Below are 21550 nucleotides of genomic sequence, written 5' to 3'. Positions count from 1 at the left end.
GGGACCGGTCATGGCAGTCTATACCCGCCTCGGAGCTGAGGACATGGCCGGCATCGTCGCGGCCTTCGACGTCGGCACGCTGATTTCGGCAAAGGGCATCGCGGAAGGCGTGTCCAACAGCAACTGGCTGATCGAGACTCAGGACGCGAAGGGCGAGGCCCACCGCTTCATCCTGACGATGTACGAAACGCGCACCGACGTTTCGGACCTGCCGTTCTTCCTCGGCCTGCTCGATCACCTTGCGGCCAAGCAATGCCCGGTGCCGCGCACGATTCACGATCGCAACGGTGCCAGCTATCGCCTGCACGAAGGCAAGGCGCTGGCGCTGATCGAATTCCTGCCCGGGGTCTCGGTCAGCGAACCCACCGCCGGACAGGCCCGTGCCGTGGGCGCGGCACTGGCGCAGGTCCACCTTGCGGCAACGGACTTTCCCGATGCACGCGAAAATTCAATGGGACTGGCGGCCTGGCAGGAACTGCTGGGCGCATGCGGCCATGACGGGCTGGAATCGATCGACCCGGACCTTGCACGCCTCGTCGAGCACGAACTGCCGCTGATAGCGTCGCACTGGCCTTCGAACCTGCCGCGCAGCGTAATCCACGCCGACCTGTTTCCCGACAACGTACTGATGCTGGGCGACAGGGTTACCGGTCTCATCGACTTCTACTTCGCCTGCACCGACGTGACAGCCTACGACATTGCCGTGACTCACGCCGCATGGTGCTTCAACGCAGACGGAACCGCGTTCCGACCCGAGCTGTCGGTCGCATTGCTGGAGGGCTACGAAACGGTGCGCCCGTTGCTGCCGGAAGAGCGTGCAGCCCTGCCGATCCTCGCCCGTGCGGCAGCGATGCGCTTCCTTGCCACGCGCGCCTACGACTGGATGAACACGCCGGACGATGCGCTGGTGACGCCAAAGGACCCGATGGCTTTCGCCCGTCGCCTGCAGTTCTATGCCGATCCCGTCAACGAAGGGATCTTCGCGCGATGAAGCGGATCGACATCTTCACCGACGGTGCCTGCAAGGGCAATCCCGGCCCCGGAGGCTGGGGCGTTCTGCTGCGCATGGGGCCCCACGAAAAGGAAATGTCCGGCGGCGATCCGGAGACCACCAACAACCGCATGGAGATGACTGCGGTCATCAAGGGCCTGAACGCCCTCATCGAGCCTTGCGAAGTGGTGATCCACTCCGACAGCAAGTACGTTATCGACGGCATGACCAAGTGGGTCCAAGGCTGGCGCAAGAAAGGCTGGGTCAACGCAAGCAAGCAGCCCGTCCGCAATGCCGACCTGTGGCACGAACTGATCGAGGCGGTTGCGCGCCACAAGGTCCACTGGCAATGGGTGCGCGGCCATTCCGGCCATGTCGAGAACGAACGGGTAGACAAGTTGGCGAGCGATGCCGCCCAGTCCGCAGGAAACTAGGACACAAACCCTGCCCGACACTGCCGATGCCGGTTCTGCCGGCCTGCTTGCCCGAACCAACGCACGAATTCGCGACGAGCTGCGTGCCCTGATCACCCCCGGGCCGCGCATGGCAGACGAATGGGCCTGCGTGGCATCCGTGCTGCTCGCCATCGTCTTTGCCCACCTGATCGGCGCGAAGATGATCGCCTGGGCCGCCTTCTCGGCATTCGTCCTGCTCAAGAGCGATGTCGGGGAAACCCTGTTGCGCGGTGTCCTGCGCATGGTGGGCACCTCGATCGGCATCCTGCTTGCGGTCTTTCTGGTCCCCTTTGCGGAAGAGTCACTGCCGTTGGCCATGGTCTGTGCGGGTGTGATCGGCGCGCTCGGGCTCTATGGCATGTTGACCGCCCGGCGCGCCTACGCATGGCTGCTTTTCGGCCTCACTTTCGAAATGATCCTGCTCGACAAGTTGGAACGGCCCGGACTGGACACCCTCGATTTTGCGCATACCCGCCTGCTCGAAGTCGGCGCGGGGACAGCGGCATGTACGATCGTCAGCATCGCAGCGGCCCTGCTCGCCCGCCAGAAGTGGCTGGGCTTCAAGCCTGACAAACCCCAGCGCATCACCTGGAACCCGGTGGCCGCGCGCCATGCCGCACAGGCAGGCCTGGCGCTTGCCGCCCTGCCGGCACTTCACGCCGTCCTCGGGCTGCGCGAAATGGTCCAGGCAGGCATTACGATCATCTTTGTCATGATCGTGCCGGTCTCGGGCATCGGCCCGAGCGGCTTCGTCCCCGTCACCCGGCGCCTGTTCCACCGCGCGCTGGGAAGTCTTGCGGGCGGCGCGCTTGCACTGGGTGTGCTGGCCATTGCCCACGGCAGTCCCGCGCTGCTCATCGCGGGGACCTGCCTCGGCATCGTGCTCGGCCGCCATATCGAGAATGGCCTGCCCAGCGTCACCTATATCGGTCTGCAGTTCACCCTGACCGTGCTCATCGTACTGATCCCGGACAGCTACGAAAACGTCGCCATCGCACCCGCAGTTACGCGGCTGGTGAGCGTATTTATCGGCATGATGGTGCTCGAGCCGGTGCTGCTGGCCTGGCACCTGATTGCGCCGCGCAAGGCGCCCGGCGAACACGGGACCGCGCCCAGCGATGGCGAGTAGCTCCAGCAGGGCAGATCCCGACACCTGAGCCATTCCGGATCGCCAAGGCAAGGCCAAAGCCCTGCCCATAAATGCGTGGCGTTCAGGCGAAGCGCGTCGGGGCGTAAGGCCCAGGATCGACCGCGCCCCCGGTCTTGCCCAAAAGCAGGCGCGCGCCCAGTTCGGCGGCGGCAGGCGCGGTCTGGATGCCGAAGCCACCCTGGCCCGCGAACCAGAAATAGGCGGAGTCATCGCTGGCGAAGCCGTAGACCGGTAACCGGTCCGGGGCAAAGCTGCGCAATCCGGCCCAGCGATGCTCGAGCCGCTGGACCGGCCAGTCGACCACCTGTTCGAAGCGATCGATCGCAAGCGCCACGTCGATCTCTTCGGGCGCGGCATCGCAAGGGCGGCTCGGCGTCTCGTCATGCGGGCTGAGCCAGAGGCGCCCGCTTTCGGGCTTGAAGTAGAAGCTGCCGGAAATGTCGAGCACAAGGGGGAGGTCGCCGGGCACTTCCGGTGTCACCGCAAGCTGCACGACCGTGCGGCGGTAGGGCGTGATGCCAAGAGGCCGCTGTCCGGCAATCCGGGCCACCGGATCGGCCCACGCGCCTGCCGCGTTGACGAGGATCGCCGCCCGGACCTCTTGCCCGTCGGCCAGTTTCAGCGTCCAGCCCGAGCCATCGCGACTCGCTTCGGCGAGACCCGCCCTGCACCGCAATTCGACCCCCGACTTGCGCGCCTGCGTGAGGTAATGCTGGTGCAGGCTCCCGACGTCGATGTCGCAGGTGCTCGGCTCAAGTGCGGCGCAGGTCCAGCCTTCGCGCAGATGCGGAACCCGCGCTTCCATCCCGGCCCGGTCGAGCAGTTCGACTTCCACGCCGATCGCCCGGTAGGTCTCGGCGAAGGCTTCGACCTCGCGCTCCTGTCCGGTCCTCCCCAGGGTCACCGCCGTACGCGGCGTAAGCATGCCCAGTTTGCGCAGGATCGGGCCGGATGCGCTGGTCAACGGCTGCACACCGGGGCCGCCATAGCTTTCGGCCCAGAAGGCGGCAGAACGCCCAGTGGTGTGATAACCGGGCCGATCCTCGCCCTCGACGACGAGTATGCGCGCGCGCGTCCCGATTGCCGCGGCAAGCGAGGCGCCGGCCATACCGGCCCCGACAATCACGATATCGTAACGCGCGTCCATTGCCGGGAGCCCCTAAAGCATTGCGGCGAAGCCTGTGAACCGGTTTTTATGCAACTTGCATTGCGTTACCGGCAGGCAGGCGCGACGCGGTCCAGGAACTTGCGGATCTCGGCCAGCGCCCTTTCGCGCACCGGATCGCGTTCGCGCAGGATTTCATGGCGGCATTCCGAACCGAAAGTAATCAGCTTGCCGCCCGGCAGGCGCTTTGCCGCCCGCGCAATGGCGCGCCACGAAACAAGGCGATCCTGCGTCGTTCCCAGCAGAAGCACCGGCACCTGCACGGCCTCCAGCGCGCCTGCCTTTTCGAACCCGCGAATCGAGTCGAGCGCGCGTTCGATCCAGCCCCAGCTGGCCGCGCCCATGGTGATTGCGGGACGTTCGCGGCGCCAGAACTGTTCGTCTTCGTAGCGCGAGGCATCGTGGGTCAGCAGCAGGTTACGGGCACGATGGATGAGTTCGGGCTTCTCGTCGCCCGACCATGCAGGGCTCCGCGGATCGCCGATCCGGACCATCACTTTCGCAATCTGATGCAGCACGAAACTGGGCACGCGATCGGGCAGCAGGCCCAGCATCGGCGCGGACAGCACCAGCGCATCGGGCCGCACTTTGCCCTCGGCAACCGCACGAAGCGCAAGATGGCCGCCCATCGAATGGGCGACAAGCACATGCGGGCCCGGCGTGCGTGCGCGCCACTCGTCCCACAGCGCTGTCAGGTCGTTGATCCAGATGGAGAAGTCGTCGATGTGTCCGGTCAGCGCGTCGGCGCCCAGACGGCCGCTCAGCGCCTGTCCGCGCCAGTCCGCCGAGGTGACTTCCCAGCCTTCGCCATGCCATTCGTCCAGGGACTCGAGCCACTTCTCGTAGGCATCGCCGCGCCCCGGCATGAACAGGATCGAACCGCGTGCCTGCTCCGCCCGAGGGGCCGGCCAGTCGATGCGGCGAAGCCGCGTTCCATCGGGGGTGGTCCACCAGCTCTCGCGGGCCGCAACAGGGATCTCCCGCCGGGCGCTGGATGGGGTCGGGCAGGTCTGTGCAACGGTCACTTGGCTAATTCCGGCCTCAGCGGCTTGGTTACTATTTGATAAGTGATAATCGGTAGAGCGGTTCCCGATCAGGGGGACCACTACATGCAAGGCGGGTATTTTTCGTACGCATTGCTGGCTGCATTGGCAACTGCACTGCTTTATGCCGCCTATACCGACGTAAAGCGGCGTGAGATCGACAACTGGCTGAACGCGGCCATCGCACTTTGCGCGCCCGTCTGGTGGTATTCGGCTGGATATGGCTGGGCCGATGTCGGCTTCCAGCTCGGCCTCGCCGTTCTCACTTTCATCGTCACCTGCTTCCTGTTCGCCATGCGCCAGATGGGCGGCGGCGACGTGAAACTGCTGACCGCCCTCGCCTTCTGGTTCAGCCCGGCCGCCTTCGTCCAGCTCATCGTCATGATGGGCGTGATCGGCGGCGGCGCTTCGGTGGCGATGGCCTTCTTCAACATGCGCCGCGTGCCCGGCGAAGTCGTGCGCGACGTGCTGGCGGGCGTGACGGCGATCGCCTGGGTCTGGTGCGCCTGCCTGTTCGTCTATGCCATGGCGACACGCCAGCCGCTGGTCGATCCCGAGACGCTGGCGACCGTGGGCAGCTTCCTGCCGCAGCCTTGGACGATCGCTCTCGCCATCGTCGCCGTGCTTGCATTCTTCGCATTCGGGTTCCGTCACATGCTGCGCAGGCAGAAGTCTCGCCTGCCGATTCCCTATGGCGTCGCCATTTCGCTCGCAGGCCTCTGGGTACTTAGCGAGCAAGCCTATTCGGCGGCCCTGTTGAGCTGAATTCTTGGATGAACCTCATTTTAACCAATTCACCCGATGTTGAGGACAACTACTCGGGGATTTCTAGGGGGCTTCAGAGCCATGGATAAGAAGAAGCTGGTGCTGCTGGTTGTCGCGCTGCTCGTCGCAGCGGGGACGGCCTTCGTCGCCCGTTCGATGTTTGCAGGCGCCTCCGCGCCGCAAGCCGATGCCGCGCCGGCCGCGCCGACGGGACCCAAGGTCCTTGTCGCACAGCGCGCCCTGCCGGTGGGAACCATCATCACCGCCGATGCCATCTCCTTCCAGGATTGGCCTTCGGAACTGGTGAAGGACGCTTACTTCATCGATGGCGAAGCCGACATGTCGAAGCTGCTCGGCACCGTCGTGCGCTTCCCGCTCACTGCCGGCCAGCCCGTCACCCAGGGCTCGCTCGTCGCGCCGGGCGACCGCGGCTTCCTCGCCGCCGCGCTTGGCCCGGGCATGCGCGCCGTGACCATTCCGGTCTCGGCCAAGACCGGGGTCGGCGGCTTCGTCTTTCCGGGTGACCGCGTCGACCTCGTCCTGACCCAGCAGGTCAAGGGCGAAGGCGATCCCCTGCGCACTTCCGAAACGATCCTGCGCAACCTGCGCGTCCTCGCCACCGACCAGACCACCGACAACGAGGTCGTCGACGGCAAGACCGTGGTGAAGGCGTTCCGCACCGTCACCATCGAAGTAACTCCGCGCATCGCCGAGAAGGTCGCCGTAGCCCAGGAAATCGGCACGCTCAGCCTCTCGCTGCGCTCGATCGCCGACAGCCAGGGCGAATTCGAACGCATCCTCGCCAACGGCGAAGTCAACGTTCCCGAAGGCGCGACCAAGGAGCAGGAAAACAAGCTCGTGCGCCAGGCGATGGAACGCCCGATCGAAGGCAACACCACATACGTCACCGGCGGCGACGTCTCCCGCTTCCAGCGTTCGAGCCGCCCGATGACAGCCGACGAACGCGCCACGCGCAGCAACGCCATGGCCGTCGCTTTCTCCAACCGCGGTCCGGTTTCGGACGCCGCTCCGGTCCGCACCGGGCCGGTCGTTCGTGTCACCCGCGGCAAGACCACCACTGAAGAAGTCGTGGGAGCCAAGTAATGGCGACCCAATCCGCAATCGATTTCTCTGCCACGAAGGGCAAGGTCATGAAACAGCGCCTTCTCAAGTCCGTGTTGAGTGCCGCCTGCGCCCTGTCGCCGCTGGCCCTCGCCGTCCCGGCACCTGCCGTTGCCCAGTCGGTGGTCCGCCCGGCGCAGGACATCTCGCTTTCGATCGGCAACGGACAGCTCATCAACGTGCCCGGCACGATGACCGACGTCTTCGTCGCCAATGAGGCGGTCGCCGACGTCCAGGTCAAGTCGCGCAACCAGTTCTACGTCTTCGGCAAGGCCGGCGGGACGACCACGGTCTATGCCAGCAACGCGGCAGGCGCCGTCATCTGGTCGGCCAATATCCGCGTCGGCTCCAACCTCGACAGCGTCGACGACATGCTGCGCCTGGCCATGCCCGAGGCCAAGATCGGCGTCTCGACGATGGGCTCCAACACCTTCCTGCTGACGGGCACGGTCAAGACGCCGGAAGACGCCTCAGAGGCAGAACGCCTCGTCCAGGCCTATGTCGGCGAGAAGTCGAACGTGATCAGCCGCCTGCGCATGGCCACGCCTCTGCAGGTCAACCTGCAGGTGCGCATCGCCGAAGTCAGCCGCTCGCTGGCCAAGTCGCTGGGCGTCAGGTGGGCGACAACCGACAGCACAGGCGGTTTCAAATTCGGCCTCGGACAAGGCAGTGTCGTCGGCTCGCAGTTCACGCCCGGTGGCCCCCTTGGCGTAGGCAACGTGAAGGCCCCTGCAGGCGGCTCGGACATCGTCAACACAGCCACGGGCACAACCCTTGGCGGTACGGGCAAGCTGCTCGGCCTCAACATTCTCGGCGCGCTCGATGCGGGTGAGACCGTGGGCCTCGTCACGACGCTGGCGCAGCCGAACCTGACCGCGCTTTCCGGCGAGACCGCCGAGTTCCTCGCAGGCGGCGAGTTCCCGATCCCGATCAGCCAGGGCCTTGGCTCGACCTCGATCGAATACAAGAAATACGGCGTCAGCCTCAGCTACACCCCAACCGTGCTCGCGAACGGCCGCATCTCGATCCGGGTGCGTCCGGAAGTCTCGGAACTCTCGAGCCAGGGCGCGATCGTGCTCAACAACTTCGAGGTTCCGGCGCTCACCACCCGCCGCACCGAAACGACCATCGAACTGGGCTCCGGACAGAGCTTCATGATCGCGGGACTGCTCAGCAACAACTCGCAGAACACGATCACCAAGATGCCCGGTGCAGGCGACCTGCCGATCCTCGGCTCATTGTTCCGGTCGACAAGCTACAAGCGCGGCGAGACCGAACTGGTGATTGTCGTCACCCCGTATCTCGTCAATCCGGTCGATGCGAACCAGATCGCGTTGCCGACCGACGGCTTCCAGGCTCCCAACGAACTGCAGCGCCTGCTCGGCAACATGGCCAGCGACGGCGTCAGCGAAGCCAAGCCGCCCCAGCCAACGCAGTCGCCCTCGGCGGTCGACGGTCCGGGCATCGGCGATGCGTCGGGCAGCGGCAAGTCGAAGAAGAAGTCGAAGCGCACCGCGTCTGACGACTCCGCCAGGCCCGGCTTCACCCTGAAGTGAGAAAGGTAGTGACGATGCACAAACCGAACATGGCATTCGCCAGCCGCGTCGCCGGCACTGCCCTCGCTCTGGCACTCGGGCTCGGCCTTGCAGGGTGCGGCGGCATTCCGTCCAACCGCTCGATGAACAGCATCCACCAGCCGATCGTCGAGAAGGTCAACTACACGCTCGATGTCTCCACCGGCGGCTCCGGCCTTGCCTATGGCGAACAGCAGCGCCTTGCCGGTTGGTTCGAAGCGATGGGCGCGAAGTACGGCGACAAGGTCTATGTCGACGATCCGGCCGCCAATTCCTCTACCCGCTCGGCGATCGAGGCGGTCGCTTCGCGCTACGGCCTGCTCCTGAGCGAGGCGGCACCCGTCACCGAGGGCTACGTCCCGGCCGGAACGGCGCGCGTGGTCATCGCCCGCACCAAGGCCAGCGTCCCGGGATGCCCGGACTGGTCGGCCAAGAGCGACGCCAATCCCGCCAATGGCCTGAGCAGCAACTACGGCTGCGCGACCAATTCCAACCTCGCCGCGATGATTGCCAATCCCGAAGACCTGCTGCGCGGCGCGACCTCGACCGGCGAAACGACGGTCATGAGCTCGTCAAAGGCCATCGAAACCTACCGCGAGGCGCAACCGACCGGCGCCAGCGGCCTTCGCAACACTTCAAGCAAGAGTGGGAACTGAACCATGAACGCTCACTGGAAATCCGGGAGCCCCAACGGACGTGACCAGTTCGCCGCCTACCTGTGCGACGAAGCCTCGCTCGACGCCCTGCGCCCGATCGCGATGGAAATGGGCTGGCAGCCGGAGAAGTGCAACAAGGGCGGCCTGCGCAATGCCGTCCAGTCGCTTTCGATTACGGCCAGCCCGAACATCCTGATGGTCGACCTGTCGGAGAGCGGCGACCCGCTCAACGACATCAATGCCCTTGCCGAAGTGTGCGAGCCGGGCACGATCGTCATCGCAGTCGGTCAGGTGAACGACGTTCGCCTCTATCGCGACCTCATTGCCAGCGGCATTCACGACTACCTGCTCAAGCCGCTTTCGCCGGCACAGGTTCGCGATTCCCTCGCGCAGGCGCAGGCGGTGTTCTCCGCGCCCAAAAGCCATGACGCAGGCGCCGCGCGCCAGCACATCGCAACCGCCGTCATCGGTACGCGCGGCGGCGTCGGTGCCTCGACGCTGGCGACTTCCTTGGCCTGGCTGTTCAGCGCCGACCACAAGCTGCCGACCGCGCTGCTCGACCTCGACATTCACTTCGGCACCGGCGCGCTGAGCCTCGACCTGGAGCCCGGCCGCGGGTTGACCGACGCGATCGAGAACCCCAGCCGCATCGACGGTCTGTTCATCGAACGCGCCATGATCCGCGCGAACGACAATCTCGCGATCCTGTCGGCAGAAGCGCCGATCAACGCGCCGCTGATGACGGACGGGGCTGCTTTCGTGCAACTCGAGGAAGAATTCCGCCAGGCATTCGAGATGACCGTCATCGACATGCCGCGCAACATGCTGATCAACTTTCCGCAGCTCATCGCCGATGTGAACGTCGTGGTCCTGGTGACCGAAATGACGCTGGCCTCCGCGCGCGATGCGATCCGCATGCTCTCGTGGCTCAAGTCGCACGCCCCGCAAACGCGGGTGATCGTCGTTGCCAACAAGGTTCAATCGAGCCTTGCCGAAATCAGCAAGTCGGACTTCGAGGCCTCGATCGAGAACAAGATCCAGCTCTCGATCCCCTACGACCTCAAGGCGGCATCGATGGCAGCGAAGCTCGGCCAGACGTTTGCCGATGCCAACCGCTCCAGCAAGGCGGGCAGCGCCATCCGCGATCTCGCCCGGATGATCACCGATGCGGGCGACGATGTCGCAGGGACGCCGGCCGCCGCCAAGTCGCTGCTCGGCAAGCTCGATATCAAGTCGGTCATGAACAAGGTGAGCAAGAAGGCTGCAGCCGACGCCTGACCCCCGGCCGGAAGGGCAACCTTCCGGAGCGGGACACGGCAACAGGCTAGGCGGAAGGCATAGGACAGCATGAACGCACTTCAGCTGATACTGGTCGTAGCGGGACTGACGAGCCTCATTGTGCTCCTCTTCTCGGCTTTCTCGGGGCCTTCGCCGACCAAGGAATCCGCGCGTCGCCTGAGCAGCCTGCGCTACAGGCACTCGGAAAGCGCGACAGCGCGGGTCGAGGCCCAGATGCGCAAGGCCGTGGCCGCGCGCAAACCCAGGATGCACCACATCGCCGGGTCGGGATCGCGCATCGAGGCACTCGCCCTGCGCCTGCACCGCTCGGGCCTGCCCTGGACCCTGTCGCAGTACCTCTACTCTTCGGTCGGCATTGCCGCTGCCGTCACCCTCGTGTTCTTCCTCAAGTCGGGTGCGTTCTTCCTCTCGCTGGCCTTCGGCCTCTTCCTCGGCGCGGGCTTGCCCCACGCAGTGGTCGGCCACTTCATCAAGCGGCGCGCGAACGCCTTCACGGTGAAGTTCCCCGATGCCATCGAACTGCTCGTGCGCGGCCTTCGCTCTGGCCTTCCGGTCACCGAAACGCTGGGCGTGGTCGCCAAGGAAGTCCCCGGTCCGGTAGGCGAGGAATTCAAGCTCGTCACCGAACGCATCAAGATCGGCAAGACCATGGAGGACGCCCTCCAGGAAACCGCCGACCGCCTGGCCATGCCGGAATTCAACTTCTTCTGCATCACCCTGGCCATCCAGCGCGAGACCGGCGGCAACCTGGCCGAAACGCTCGCCAACCTGGCCGACGTCCTGCGCAAGCGCGCGCAGATGAAGCTCAAGATCCGCGCGATGAGTTCGGAATCGAAGGCTTCGGCCTACATCGTCGGCTCACTGCCGTTCATCGTCTTCGCCATGATCTGGTGGATCAACCCGGGCTACATCGGCGAGTTCTTCATCGACGAACGTCTGATCGTTGCGGGCCTGGGCGGCATGGTCTGGATGGGCATCGGCGCCTTCATCATGGCCAAGATGGTCAGCTTCGAGATCTGAGGGACTGGAAACGATGATCCAACAAGCATCCGGCCCGACGCTCCTCGGCTTCGACGTCATCTTCGTCGCAACGCTGCTCGCTGCGGTGGCCGCGGTCGCGATGATGCTCGCCATCTATGCCGCCGTCACCGTGCGCGACCCGATGGCCAAGCGCGTCAAGTCGCTCAACCAGCGTCGCGAGGCGCTCAAGGCTGGCATCGTCACGACCGCGCGCAAGCGCCAGAGCGTCGTTCGCCGTAACGACACGACCGACAAGATGGGCGCCTTCCTCGGCTCCCTGAAGGTCCTGCAGGACAGCCAGCTCAAGGAAATCCAGCAGAAGCTGGCGCAAGCCGGCATCCGCAACAAGGAGTGGGCGGTCGCCGTCGTCTTTGCGCGCCTCGTCGCGCCGATCGTGCTGGGCGTCACCGCCGCTATCGTGATCTACGGCATCGATTACTTTCCGGAATGGAGCAGCTTCAAGAAGTTCGGCGGTTTTGCCGTCGCGCTTCTCGCCGGCTACAAGGGCCCGGACATCTTCATCCAGAACATGATCACCAAGCGCACCGACGCGATCCGCAAGGGTCTCCCGGACGCGCTCGACCTGCTGGTCATCTGTGCCGAAGCCGGTCTGACCGTCGACGCGGCGTTCGAACGGGTCGCCCGGGAACTGGGCCGCGCCTATCCGGAACTGGGCGACGAATTCTCGCTCACCTCGATCGAGCTTTCATTCCTCACCGAACGCCGACAGGCCTTCGAGAACCTTGCCTGGCGCGTCAATCTCGACGCGGTCAGGGGCGTCGTCACCACGATGATCCAGACCGAGCGTTACGGTACGCCGCTGGCTTCGGCCCTGCGTGTACTCTCGGCCGAATTCCGCAACGAGCGCATGATGCGCGCCGAAGAAAAGGCCGCGCGCCTGCCCGCGATCATGACCGTGCCGCTGATCCTGTTCATCCTGCCGACGCTGTTCGTCGTCATTCTCGGCCCGGCGGCCTGCTCGATCGCCGATGCCTTCTCGGGCGGCGGTCCCGGCAGCAACTGACGACTGGCTGCAGGCAAACAAAAGGCCCCTCCCGGAAGATCCGTGGAGGGGCTTTTTGCATGGAGCAACGGCGCGGAACGAATGCCCGGCGAATTGCGATCAGGCGCCCTCGCCGAGAATCCGGCAGGCAACGGCATCGAGCCGCGCCACGAGTTGCGGATCGCGCAGATCCGGTGCCGTCACCAGCGCATGTTCCAGCGCGTAGTCGAAGGGACTGGGTTCGCGCCGGGTCGGCAGGTTCGCGGCAAGCGCCCGCACGGCCTGCCGGGCGAGTTCGGCATTGGCCTTCATCACTTCCAGCACTTCGGAGACTTCGACCGTCGCGTCCGAACCGCGCCAACAGTCATAGTCCGTGACCATGCCCAGCAGGGCGTAAGGCAATTCCGCCTCGCGCGCCAGGCGCGCTTCGGGCATCGCGGTCATGCCGATCACGTCGGCGCCCCATTCACGGTACATCAGGCTTTCCGCCCGGGTCGAAAACTGCGGCCCGTCGATGGCGATGTAGCAACCCGCTTCGTGGACGCTGGCGCCGGCAAGCCGGGCCGCCGCGGTCGCCATGCCGGAAAGGCGGCGGCAGACGGGATCGGCAAGGCTGACGTGCGCAACCATGCCGGGACCGAAGAAACTGTTCTGGCGGCCCACGGTGCGGTCGATGAACTGGTCGACCGCCACGAAGTCCCCCGGTGCCATCGCTTCGCGTAACGATCCTATGGCCGACAGCGCGAGGACGTCCGTCACGCCGCAGCGCTTGAGCACGTCGATATTGGCGCGGTAATTCACTTGCGAGGGCGGCAGCACGTGTCCTGCCCCGTGGCGCGCGATGAAAGTGAAGCGCACACCGTTCAGGCGACCGGTCGTGACCGGTCCGGAAGGCTCGCCGAAGGGGCTGGAAACGGCAATCTCCTGCGCGTCGTCAAGGTCGATGCCGGCGGCCAGTCCCGATCCGCCGATCACTCCGATATGCCAGAAGGGGCTTTTTTCAGCGCGCAAGGATGCCTGCCATGATGATGTCGATCGTATGTTCGCGGTAGCGGTCGCGCAGTCCTTCGGTCAACGTGTCCTGGTCGAAGCAATGCTTGAGCACGAGACGCGCCGAGAAAAACCGGTCCACCGCGCCGGTCACCGTAAAGTAGAATAATTGCGGATCGATTTCACGAAACTTGCCCGCCTTGACCCCATCGCCGATGAGTTGCTCGTAGGCACGGTACATCGGCGAGAGATAGCTGTCGGCGATGCGGCGCGCTTCGGTATCGTCGCTTTCGCGGATAACCCGCATCGTCAGGCGATTGAGGTAGGGCACCATGTAGAAGGTATCGACCACCTTCCACAGATGGCGGCGCAACTTGGCTTCCGGGTCCCAGCCATCCTTGGCGACAAGCGCGTCGACGCTGGTGACGATCGCTTTCCAGTCGCGGTCCAGCAAGGCCTTGAGCAGACCCGCCTTGTTCCCGAAATAGTACTTCACCAGTGCCGAGTTGAGACCGGAACGCAGGCTGAGTTCGGACAGCGAGATATCGATGACATCGCCATCGCGCATGATCTCGCTGGCGGTGTCCAGCAACAGGGCGCGGGCACCGGGCGGTACGCCCGCGACCTCACTTTCACCCTTCGCCATCGGCTGGTCCTTCATCGCACCCATCTGTCCTGCACTGTCATTTCGGTCCCATCCGGATCGCTCCGTCCAGGCGGACCGCTTCGCCGTTCATGTAGTCATGTTCAAGCATGAAAAGGGCTAGATCGGCATATTCCCCCGGTTTTCCGAGCCGTTTGGGAAACGGAACCATCGCCGCAAGCGCCTGCTGCACCTGATCGGGCATCCCGGCCATCATCGGCGTTTCGAAAATGCCCGGCAGAATCGTGTTCACGCGGATCCCCTCGTTCATCAGGTCGCGCGCGATCGGCAGGGTCATGGCCAGCACGCCGCCCTTCGACGCGGCATAGGCGGCCTGACCGACCTGTCCGTCCTGCGCCGCCACCGAAGCGGTATTGACGATGGCCCCGCGCGAGCCCGCCTCGTCCACCGGATCGAGCGTCACCATCCCCGCGGCCGATCTGGCAATGCAGCGGAATGTGCCCACGAGGTTGATCGCGATCGCCTTCTCGAACAGACCCATGTCATGCGCACGCGGCGCGCCGGTTTCCCGGTTCTTGCCGACTGTCTTGGATGCCGGCGCAATGCCGGCGCAATTGACGAGCACCCGTTCCTGCCCATGGGCCGCCCTCGCCTTTCCGAAACCGGCATCGACACTGGCATCGTCCGTCACATCGACTGCGCAGAACACGCCGCCGATTTCGGCGGCCAGTGCCTCGCCGGCCTCGGCATTAAGGTCGAAGATCGCAACCCTGACGCCCTTTGCCGCCAAAGCACGCGCCGTCGCCGCCCCCAGGCCCGAAGCCGCCCCGGTCACCACCGCCGACACAGACCTGTCGAGTTTCATGCCGTTTCCTTTTCCTGCACACACTGGCCCCTTGCGGGCAATTTAATCACTCGATTAAATTGCCCGCCGCGGCTGGTCAATGCGCAAGAAAATTATCCGGCGATATTGGCAGGTCGCAAACGGACGTACGGAAAAATTGCGATAGTCCCCGAGGCCCGTACAGGCCTTGCAGATCAGCATGGCAACAAGTGATCTCATCAGGCCGCTGGCACGCAACAAATTTGCCCAATTCATGGACGAGACCGATCCTCTGTAACACATCGCCGAATGTCGGTTCCAATTTGCACGACAAGCCTCAAATCCCACGCAATTCCGCACTGTTGCGCCGATAACACAGCCAGCAACACAATTTGCACACCGCCCACGATAACCATTGAAAGCCAGTTACGGCGGGGCAAGAAAGCCAGATGACAAAGGGAAGACACTCTTGCCTGCCGTCAAAAACGGGTTGCTTGCCCAGCTTGGTCACACAATCGGCAAGCGCACGAAAATAAGGGACACCAACTGTGAAAAATCCAATCAAGAAGGCCGTCCTGCGGAGCGGCACCTGCTTGTCAGTCTCCGCACTTCTGCTTGCTGGCCACGCACAAGCTCAGGAGGCGACTGCGGACGACGCCGATGCCGGTGAAGTCATCATCGTCACGGGCTCGCGCATTACCAGCCCGAACCTGACCTCTTCCAGCCCGGTTTCGGTCGTCAGCGGCGACACGTTCAAGGAATTCAACTCTCCGAGCGTCGAATCCCTTCTGGCCTCGAACCCTCAGTTCCTTCCGGAAAGCGGTCCTGCCGTTAATAACGGCAACCCCGGTGCGGCATCGCTGAACCTGCGCGGCCTCGGGGATCAGCGCACCCTCGTGCTTGTCGATGGCAAGCGAATGGTTTCCTACGACTACAACGGCGTGGTCGACGTAAACTCGATCCCGACCGCGTTGATCAAGCGCGTCGATGTCCTGACCGGTGGCGCATCCGCGGTTTATGGTTCGGACGCCGTGTCCGGTGTTGTCAACTTCGTCCTCGACGACGAGTTCAAGGGCCTTCGCTTCGACGGCTCGACGCAGTTGACGAGCCGCGGCGACGCTCCGGTCTATGACGTCAACCTGACCGGCGGCCTGGAACTGGGCGACCGTGGCAACATCGTTGCTTCCGTCGGCTACCTGAAGCGGGGGCTCATCTTCCAGTCCGACCGCAAGTTCTCGGCCTTCGCGCTCGACTCCGACGATCTGGTTTCGCCCGGCGGATCCTCCACGGCCGTTCCGACCGTCTTCGACAACACCTTTGCGAACACCGATGCCGACTATTACCAGATCGGCGCCGGCGATGACCTGGTTCCGTTCTATCAGCCCTACAACTACGCCCCGCCGAACTATCTGATCACGCCTCAGAAGCGTTGGCTCGGCACCGTCCTTGCCAAGTACGAAGTGGCCGACGGCGTCGAAGTTTACGGTCGCGGAAGCTACATTCGCAGCAAGGTAAACAGCCAGAGCGCGCCGACCGGCACCTTCGGCTATTCCTTCAACATCTTCCCTGACAACCCGTACCTGACCGATCAGCAGCGCGATCTGTTCTTCAACGGCATTGGAACAATCAACGCCGACGGATCGACGACGGTGAACATCCGCAGGCGCATTGTCGAAAGCGGTGGCCGTACGACCACTTACGACAACGAGTCGTGGCAGGCCGTGCTGGGTGTTCGTGGCGATCTGTCCTCTACCTGGAGTTACGACGTCTTCGGCCAGTACGCCAAGACGACCCGCAACATCGCCTACCTCAACGACATCACTTATGCCCGCGTCGCACAGGCGCTGGACGCGGTTCAGGTGGGTTCGGACATCGTCTGCCGTGACGCGAGCAACGGCTGCGTTCCGATCAATCTGTTCACCACCACTCCTCTGTCTTCCGATGCCGTTTCGTTCATTTCGGCAAGTGGCCGTGAGCGCGACGTAACGCAGCAGTGGGTCGCTGGCGCAGCTCTGTCGGGTAGTTTCGGTTCGATTTCTCCGTGGTCGGATACGGATATCGGTGTTGCACTGGGCCTTGAGTACCGTAAGGAAAAGGCGCGTGCTGACATCGACGAGGCTTTTGCTTCGGGCGATCTGATCGGTTACGGTCAGGGCATTCCCTTCCCGGCGTTCAGCTACGACGTGAAGGAAGCCTACGGCGAATTGCTGATCCCGATCGTCTCCGACCGCCCCGGATTCCGCGAACTGACTCTCGAAACCGGCGCGCGCTATTCGGACTATTCGTCTGTGGGCAGCGTCTTCACCTGGAAGGCAGGCGCGAACTGGACCCCGGTCGATGGTGTTCGCTTGCGCGGCATGTTCCAACGGGCCGTACGCGCTCCGAACATGTATGAGCTTGCGACTCCGAAGGTATCGAGCATCGACAACCTCGACACGGATCCGTGCGCTGGCACCAATCCGAACGGCAACGCCACCCTGACCGATCTGTGCATTGCAACGGGCGCTCCGGTTGGTCAGATTGGCCGCATTCCTGCGCCGGTCGCAGGTCAGATCAATGCCTTCTCTGGCGGCAACATCGATCTGAAGGCCGAAAAGGCCAACACGATCACCATGGGCGTTGTGCTCAATCCGCCGAGCATCCCGGGCATGACCCTGTCGGTCGACTACTACGACATCAAGATCAACAACGCGATCGACACGCTCGGCGGCTCGCCGCAGAATGTCGTGGATGCGTGCTATAATATCATCCAGGATGCGAATAGTCCGTATTGTCAGGCCATTCACCGCAACTCGCTCAGCGGTTCGCTGTCGGGCGGCATCGACTTCGGCGTTGACCAGTTCCAGTTCAACGCAGCATCGCGCAAGACGCGTGGTGTCGACGTGCAGTTCGACTATAAGCGCCCTGTCGGCGCTTTCACGGTCGGCCTGAACGTGGCTGGAACGTATGTGGCCACCTACAAGAAGCAGGGCGCATCGTTCCTTCCGGAAACCGAATGTGCCGGTCGCTTCGGCTTTGCCTGCAACTTTGCTCCCATGCCCAAGTGGAAGCATACCGCAACGCTCACCTTCGGCGGCGACAATTTCAATCTCGCCGGTCGCTGGCGCCTCATCGGAGGTGTGAAGCAAGACTCCGGAACGGACATTCTGAAGTCCAAGATCCCCAGCGTCAGCTACTTTGACTTCACCGCGAATTTCAACGTGGAGGAATCGTATACGCTCCGTCTCGGCATCCAGAATGCCTTCGACAAGCAGCCGCCGATCGTCGGTTCGGCTGCAGGTGGTACGGCGTACAACGCGGCGAATACGTTCCCGTCCGTGTACGATGTGCTGGGTCGGACGTTCTTCGTCGGCCTGACGGCAAAATACTGAGAAATCTCTAAATGAGATTGGCTTGATCGGGGAGCGGCTGACAGATCGTCAGCCGCTCCCTTTTTTGTGGCGTCAATGCGGTTAGCGCGTCCTCCAGACGCCATGTCACGCCACAAAGCCGTCAGAAACTCTTGCCGCAGCACAGCTGAACGCGGGTCGGGCCTGATGTGCGAAGCAACTCTGATCCGACAAATGGTGAAATATTGGGTTCGGGACCAGTGATGTTTGGAGTGCTTGCACTCCTGTCACTTCCGTCAACACTATCTTCACCATGAAGCGATATAGATCGTGCCGCGGCTTAGGCGGGGAAGCTAACGTCGCGAAACGATGCATGTGAAGAAGCAGGTCCCCGTCACGACTGCAAAATGGGTTCGTCAAATCAAAATGCGCTGTCGATAGGCAATCACAGCAGAGGGGCAAAGATTGTGAAAGCGATTCCAACCAAGGCGGTACTCCACAGTGCGATCTGCCTTGCGGCATTGGCCATTGGCGGCACTTCCGCCTCTGCGCAGGATGCAGCCGAGGCAGCGGAGCAAGGTGATCCGATCATCGTCACGGGATCGCGCATCGCACGGCCTGAACTGGCAGCAGCCAATCCCGTGGTCACCGTATCCAACGAGGACATCGCGGCATCCGGCACGATCAACCTGACCGACTATCTGCAGACCCTTCCCGCGCTCCAGAATTCCTTCAGCTCCTATGACAGCAGCGGAGATCGTGCAGGTATCGGCACGACTGGCCTCAATCTGCTGGACCTGCGCAATCTCGGCGCCGAACGCACGCTCGTGCTCATCGACGGACGGCGTCAGGTCGCTGCCTTCAAGGGCATTCAGGCCGTCGACATCAACACCATTCCGACCGACCTCGTCGAACGTGTCGAGGTACTGACCGGTGGCGCTTCGGCCATCTATGGCGCGGACGGCGTTTCCGGCGTCGTCAACTTCATCCAGAAGAAGGACTTCGAGGGTGTGACAGCGCGCGTCCAGAACGGCATTTCCAGCCGTGGCGACGCCGGACAGCGCCTGATCGCCCTTACCGCAGGCCACAACTTCGCACAGGGTCGGGGCAATTTTGCCATCGCCTGGGAACATGGAGAACAGGATCGGTTAACCCAGCAACAGCGCAAGCGCTATTCGGGCACAAACCGGACGGGTTTCTATTTCAACCCCAACAAGATTTCGGCGACGGGCCAGCTCGTCAGCGGCGAACCGTTTTACGTCCCGCTCGATGACGTTCACTATTTCGACACCTCGCGCGAAGGCGGTATCGACGTCAACTACGACGGCGTTCCGGACTTCTTCGGCGCGCAGGGCACGCCTTTCGATCCCGGCGAGATCCTTCAGCCTACGCCGCCGGGTCAGCAGCCCTATCTCTATCGTCGCGGTGGAGACGGCACCCTGGTCTCCGACTACGGTACGGACCTCTTGCCTGAAACCAATCGCGACATCGTCAGCGCCGTCGCGCATTTCGATTTCAGCGACGCCTTCACACTCTATGCCGAAGGCAAGTACGCCAACACGCAATCCTTCAGCCTCGGCCAGCCGACTTACGACTATTACCTCTTCATCCAGGCCGACAACCCGTACATCCCGGACGCCGTCCGCCCGTTCATCTTTCCCGTTAGTCCGTTCGGCGACCCCTTCGGGCCCGCTGGCGTTATGGTCAACCGCGACAACTTCGACTTCGGTCGCCGCGGCGAGAACATCGAGCGCGAGACCATCCGCACGGTCATTGGCGCCAAGGGCGACATTTCGCCGAACCTTTCTTACGATCTTTCCTACGTTTACGGGCAGACCAAGGTTACCGCGAACTACATCGGCAACATCCTGAGCGATCGCTTCTACGCCGCGATCGACGCGGTCAGCGATGGCGCTGGCGGCGTGACCTGCCGGGCCAATGTGATGCCGGGCTGGACTCCTTTTCAGCCCGTAGTCTACACGCGCGCGCCGATCCCGCCGGTAACCTTCTCGCCGGGCGACTGCGTCCCGCTCAACATTTTCGGCGAAGGCGTGGCATCGCAGGAAGCCATCGACTGGATCAGCGCCGACACCACCGACCGCACGAAGCTGACCCAGCATGTCGTCAACGGTGCGATCACCGGCAACACCGGGTCCATGTTCGAATTTCCCGGCGGCCCGCTCGGCTTTGCTGTCGGCGGTGAATATCGCAAGGAAAAGAGCAGCTTCGTGCCCGATCCGCTCGTTGAGCAGGGGTTGACCTGGACCAACGTTCTGGGTCGCTCGAAGGGCCAGTTCGATGTCTGGGAAGCCTTCGCGGAGGTCAACGCACCGCTGCTTGCCGACATGCCACTGGCGCATCGGCTCGATGTGGACGCGGCCATCCGTTTCGCCGATTATTCGACGGTGGGTTCCACCACCGCATGGAAGATCGGCGCAAACTGGGCGCCGGTGCGCGACATCGCCTTGCGCGGCACGTATTCGCACGCCGTTCGCGCGCCGAACATCACCGAACTGTTCGGGGCTAGCTCGCAGACTTTCCTCGCGGTCAACGATCCATGCAGCTTCGTGCAGGTGCAGAATGGCAGCCAGTACCGCGCCGCCAACTGCCAGGCCCTGCTGACCAGCCTTGGCGTGTCCGATCCTGCCAGCTTCATCGGCCAGTCCAACCGGGTTGGCGGCCTCGTCACCGCCAATCGGGATTTGCGTGAGGAAACCGCCAAGACCTTTACCGCAGGCGTGGTGATCCAGCCCAGCTTCATTCCGCGCCTTGTCGTGACGGCCGACTGGTATGACATCAAGATCGACGATGCCATCAACACCGCCAGCGCCGACCAACTTGCCGGGCTTTGCGTCGACCAGCAATCGCTCGACAACATCTATTGCGGTGCGATCACAAGGCAGGGTTCCGGTGACGCCAACCCGGGCTTCATCTCCGGCTTCACGCTTTCACCGTTCAACGTCGCGAACTTCAAGACCTCGGGTCTCGACTTTACCGTCAGCTATGCGCATCCGACCGCAAGCGCCGGCACCTTCGGCCTGCGTCTCGTCGGCAATTACCTGCATGAGCTGAAGTTCATCCCCATCCCGGGCGCCGAAGCCGTCAACAGGGCCTATCTGCCCGGATCGCCGAAGTTCCAGATCACCACGGACCTCACCTGGGCGAAGGGCCCGGTCAGCTTCGACTGGCAGATCAACTACGCGTCGAGCACCTATCGCTTCGACCGTCAGACCATTGCCAACACCCCCGACATCGTCGCGCCGGAGTACCTGAAGTACAAGGAGCGCTTCACGCACGATCTCAGCTTCCGGGTCCAGGCATCGCAGCGGTTTGAATTCTACGGCGGCGTGAACAACATGTTCGACCAGAAGCCGTCGTTCGCCCTGCTCAACTATGCCGGTGCCGAATCGGGCCTCAATACACCGGTCAGTGCAGTGGGCCGCTTCTTCTTCGTCGGAGCGCGCGTGAAGATGGCAGACATCTTCGGCGGGCCGCAGTAAGCCCGACGTATCCAGTACATGCAGAAAGGGCGGGGGGTTTCCGGAGCCCCCCCCTTTTTTT

General features: G+C 63.4%; 17 protein-coding genes. 12 read left to right on the top strand and 5 right to left on the bottom strand.

Features of this window, described 5'->3' with window-relative positions; translation table 11 throughout:
• The first annotated feature begins 10 nt into the window (after window positions 1-10).
• From thrB to SPHV1_RS17115, 3 genes are read left to right on the top strand one after another with little or no spacing between them, the layout of a single operon-like run.
• On the top strand, window positions 11-991 hold the full coding sequence (gene thrB, locus SPHV1_RS17125) for a homoserine kinase (protein ID WP_054947246.1): 981 nt from the start codon (window positions 11-13) through the stop codon (window positions 989-991).
• Window positions 988-1425 carry a ribonuclease HI gene (gene rnhA, locus SPHV1_RS17120; RefSeq protein WP_054947245.1) on the top strand — a complete coding sequence of 146 codons (438 nt, stop codon included), beginning with the start codon at window positions 988-990 and terminating at the stop codon, window positions 1423-1425. The genes thrB and rnhA overlap by 4 nt, the downstream gene beginning before the upstream one ends.
• The gene (locus tag SPHV1_RS17115; protein WP_231634722.1) at window positions 1400-2575 is read left to right on the top strand and encodes an FUSC family protein; all 1176 of its coding nucleotides are present in this window, start codon (window positions 1400-1402) and stop codon (window positions 2573-2575) included. Before rnhA ends, SPHV1_RS17115 begins: the two co-directional genes overlap by 26 nt.
• Window positions 2576-2657: 82 nt before the next feature.
• Here the strand turns inward: SPHV1_RS17115 and SPHV1_RS17110 are convergent, their stop codons facing one another.
• Together SPHV1_RS17110 and SPHV1_RS17105 are read right to left on the bottom strand one after the other, a co-directional pair.
• Entirely contained in the window at window positions 2658-3743 is a 1086-nt protein-coding gene (locus SPHV1_RS17110) for an FAD-binding oxidoreductase (RefSeq protein ID WP_054947244.1), read from the bottom strand.
• Window positions 3744-3808: 65 nt separating this feature from the next.
• Window positions 3809-4786, bottom strand: a complete 978-nt coding sequence (locus tag SPHV1_RS17105; RefSeq protein ID WP_054947243.1) for an alpha/beta hydrolase — start codon at window positions 4784-4786, stop codon at window positions 3809-3811.
• A gap of 84 nt (window positions 4787-4870) precedes the next feature.
• Between SPHV1_RS17105 and SPHV1_RS17100 the strand changes: the two genes are divergently transcribed.
• The 7 genes from SPHV1_RS17100 to SPHV1_RS17070 all read left to right on the top strand — a co-directional run bounded on the left by SPHV1_RS17100 (window position 4871) and on the right by SPHV1_RS17070 (window position 12264).
• Window positions 4871-5569: a prepilin peptidase gene (locus SPHV1_RS17100; protein WP_054947242.1), complete on the top strand. Its 699-nt coding sequence runs from the start codon at window positions 4871-4873 to the stop codon at window positions 5567-5569.
• Window positions 5570-5650: 81 nt separating this feature from the next.
• On the top strand, window positions 5651-6673 hold the full coding sequence (cpaB, locus tag SPHV1_RS17095; RefSeq protein WP_054947241.1) for a Flp pilus assembly protein CpaB: 1023 nt from the start codon (window positions 5651-5653) through the stop codon (window positions 6671-6673).
• On the top strand, window positions 6673-8247 hold the full coding sequence (locus SPHV1_RS17090) for a type II and III secretion system protein family protein (RefSeq protein WP_054947240.1): 1575 nt from the start codon (window positions 6673-6675) through the stop codon (window positions 8245-8247). Before cpaB ends, SPHV1_RS17090 begins: the two co-directional genes overlap by 1 nt.
• 14 nt (window positions 8248-8261) lie before the next feature.
• Window positions 8262-8921, top strand: a complete 660-nt coding sequence (locus SPHV1_RS17085; protein ID WP_054947239.1) for a CpaD family pilus assembly protein — start codon at window positions 8262-8264, stop codon at window positions 8919-8921.
• Window positions 8922-8924: 3 nt separating this feature from the next.
• Window positions 8925-10199, top strand: coding sequence for a pilus assembly protein CpaE (locus tag SPHV1_RS17080; protein WP_054947238.1), 1275 nt, complete (start codon window positions 8925-8927; stop codon window positions 10197-10199).
• 69 nt (window positions 10200-10268) lie between these two features.
• A complete protein-coding gene (locus SPHV1_RS17075; protein WP_054947237.1) occupies window positions 10269-11240 on the top strand; it encodes a type II secretion system F family protein in 972 nt (323 codons plus the stop codon).
• Window positions 11241-11253: 13 nt separating this feature from the next.
• Entirely contained in the window at window positions 11254-12264 is a 1011-nt protein-coding gene (locus SPHV1_RS17070) for a type II secretion system F family protein (RefSeq protein WP_054947236.1), read from the top strand.
• A gap of 99 nt (window positions 12265-12363) precedes the next feature.
• On the opposite strand, the gene mtnP is transcribed toward SPHV1_RS17070, so the two are convergent.
• The 3 genes from mtnP to SPHV1_RS17055 are packed head-to-tail and all read right to left on the bottom strand — an operon-like array spanning window position 12364 to window position 14702.
• Entirely contained in the window at window positions 12364-13254 is an 891-nt protein-coding gene (gene mtnP / locus SPHV1_RS17065; protein ID WP_079729279.1) for an S-methyl-5'-thioadenosine phosphorylase, read from the bottom strand.
• On the bottom strand, window positions 13244-13894 hold the full coding sequence (locus SPHV1_RS17060; RefSeq protein WP_054947317.1) for a TetR family transcriptional regulator: 651 nt from the start codon (window positions 13892-13894) through the stop codon (window positions 13244-13246). The genes mtnP and SPHV1_RS17060 overlap by 11 nt, the downstream gene beginning before the upstream one ends.
• Before the next feature lie 22 nt (window positions 13895-13916).
• Window positions 13917-14702, bottom strand: coding sequence for an SDR family oxidoreductase (locus SPHV1_RS17055; protein WP_054947234.1), 786 nt, complete (start codon window positions 14700-14702; stop codon window positions 13917-13919).
• Between the two features lie 506 nt (window positions 14703-15208).
• Between SPHV1_RS17055 and SPHV1_RS17050 the strand changes: the two genes are divergently transcribed.
• Window positions 15209-18031, top strand: a complete 2823-nt coding sequence (locus tag SPHV1_RS17050; RefSeq protein ID WP_054947233.1) for a TonB-dependent receptor domain-containing protein — start codon at window positions 15209-15211, stop codon at window positions 18029-18031.
• Between the two features lie 425 nt (window positions 18032-18456).
• Window positions 18457-21489 (top strand): TonB-dependent receptor domain-containing protein, encoded by a 3033-nt coding sequence (locus tag SPHV1_RS17045; RefSeq protein WP_231634721.1) that lies wholly within the window; start codon window positions 18457-18459, stop codon window positions 21487-21489.
• Window positions 21490-21550 lie beyond the last annotated feature (61 nt).

This window comes from Novosphingobium sp. KN65.2 (genome assembly GCF_001368935.1).
GTDB classification, from domain to species: Bacteria; Pseudomonadota; Alphaproteobacteria; order Sphingomonadales; family Sphingomonadaceae; genus Novosphingobium; species Novosphingobium mathurense.
This window is presented reverse-complemented; position numbering and strand designations above follow the sequence as displayed.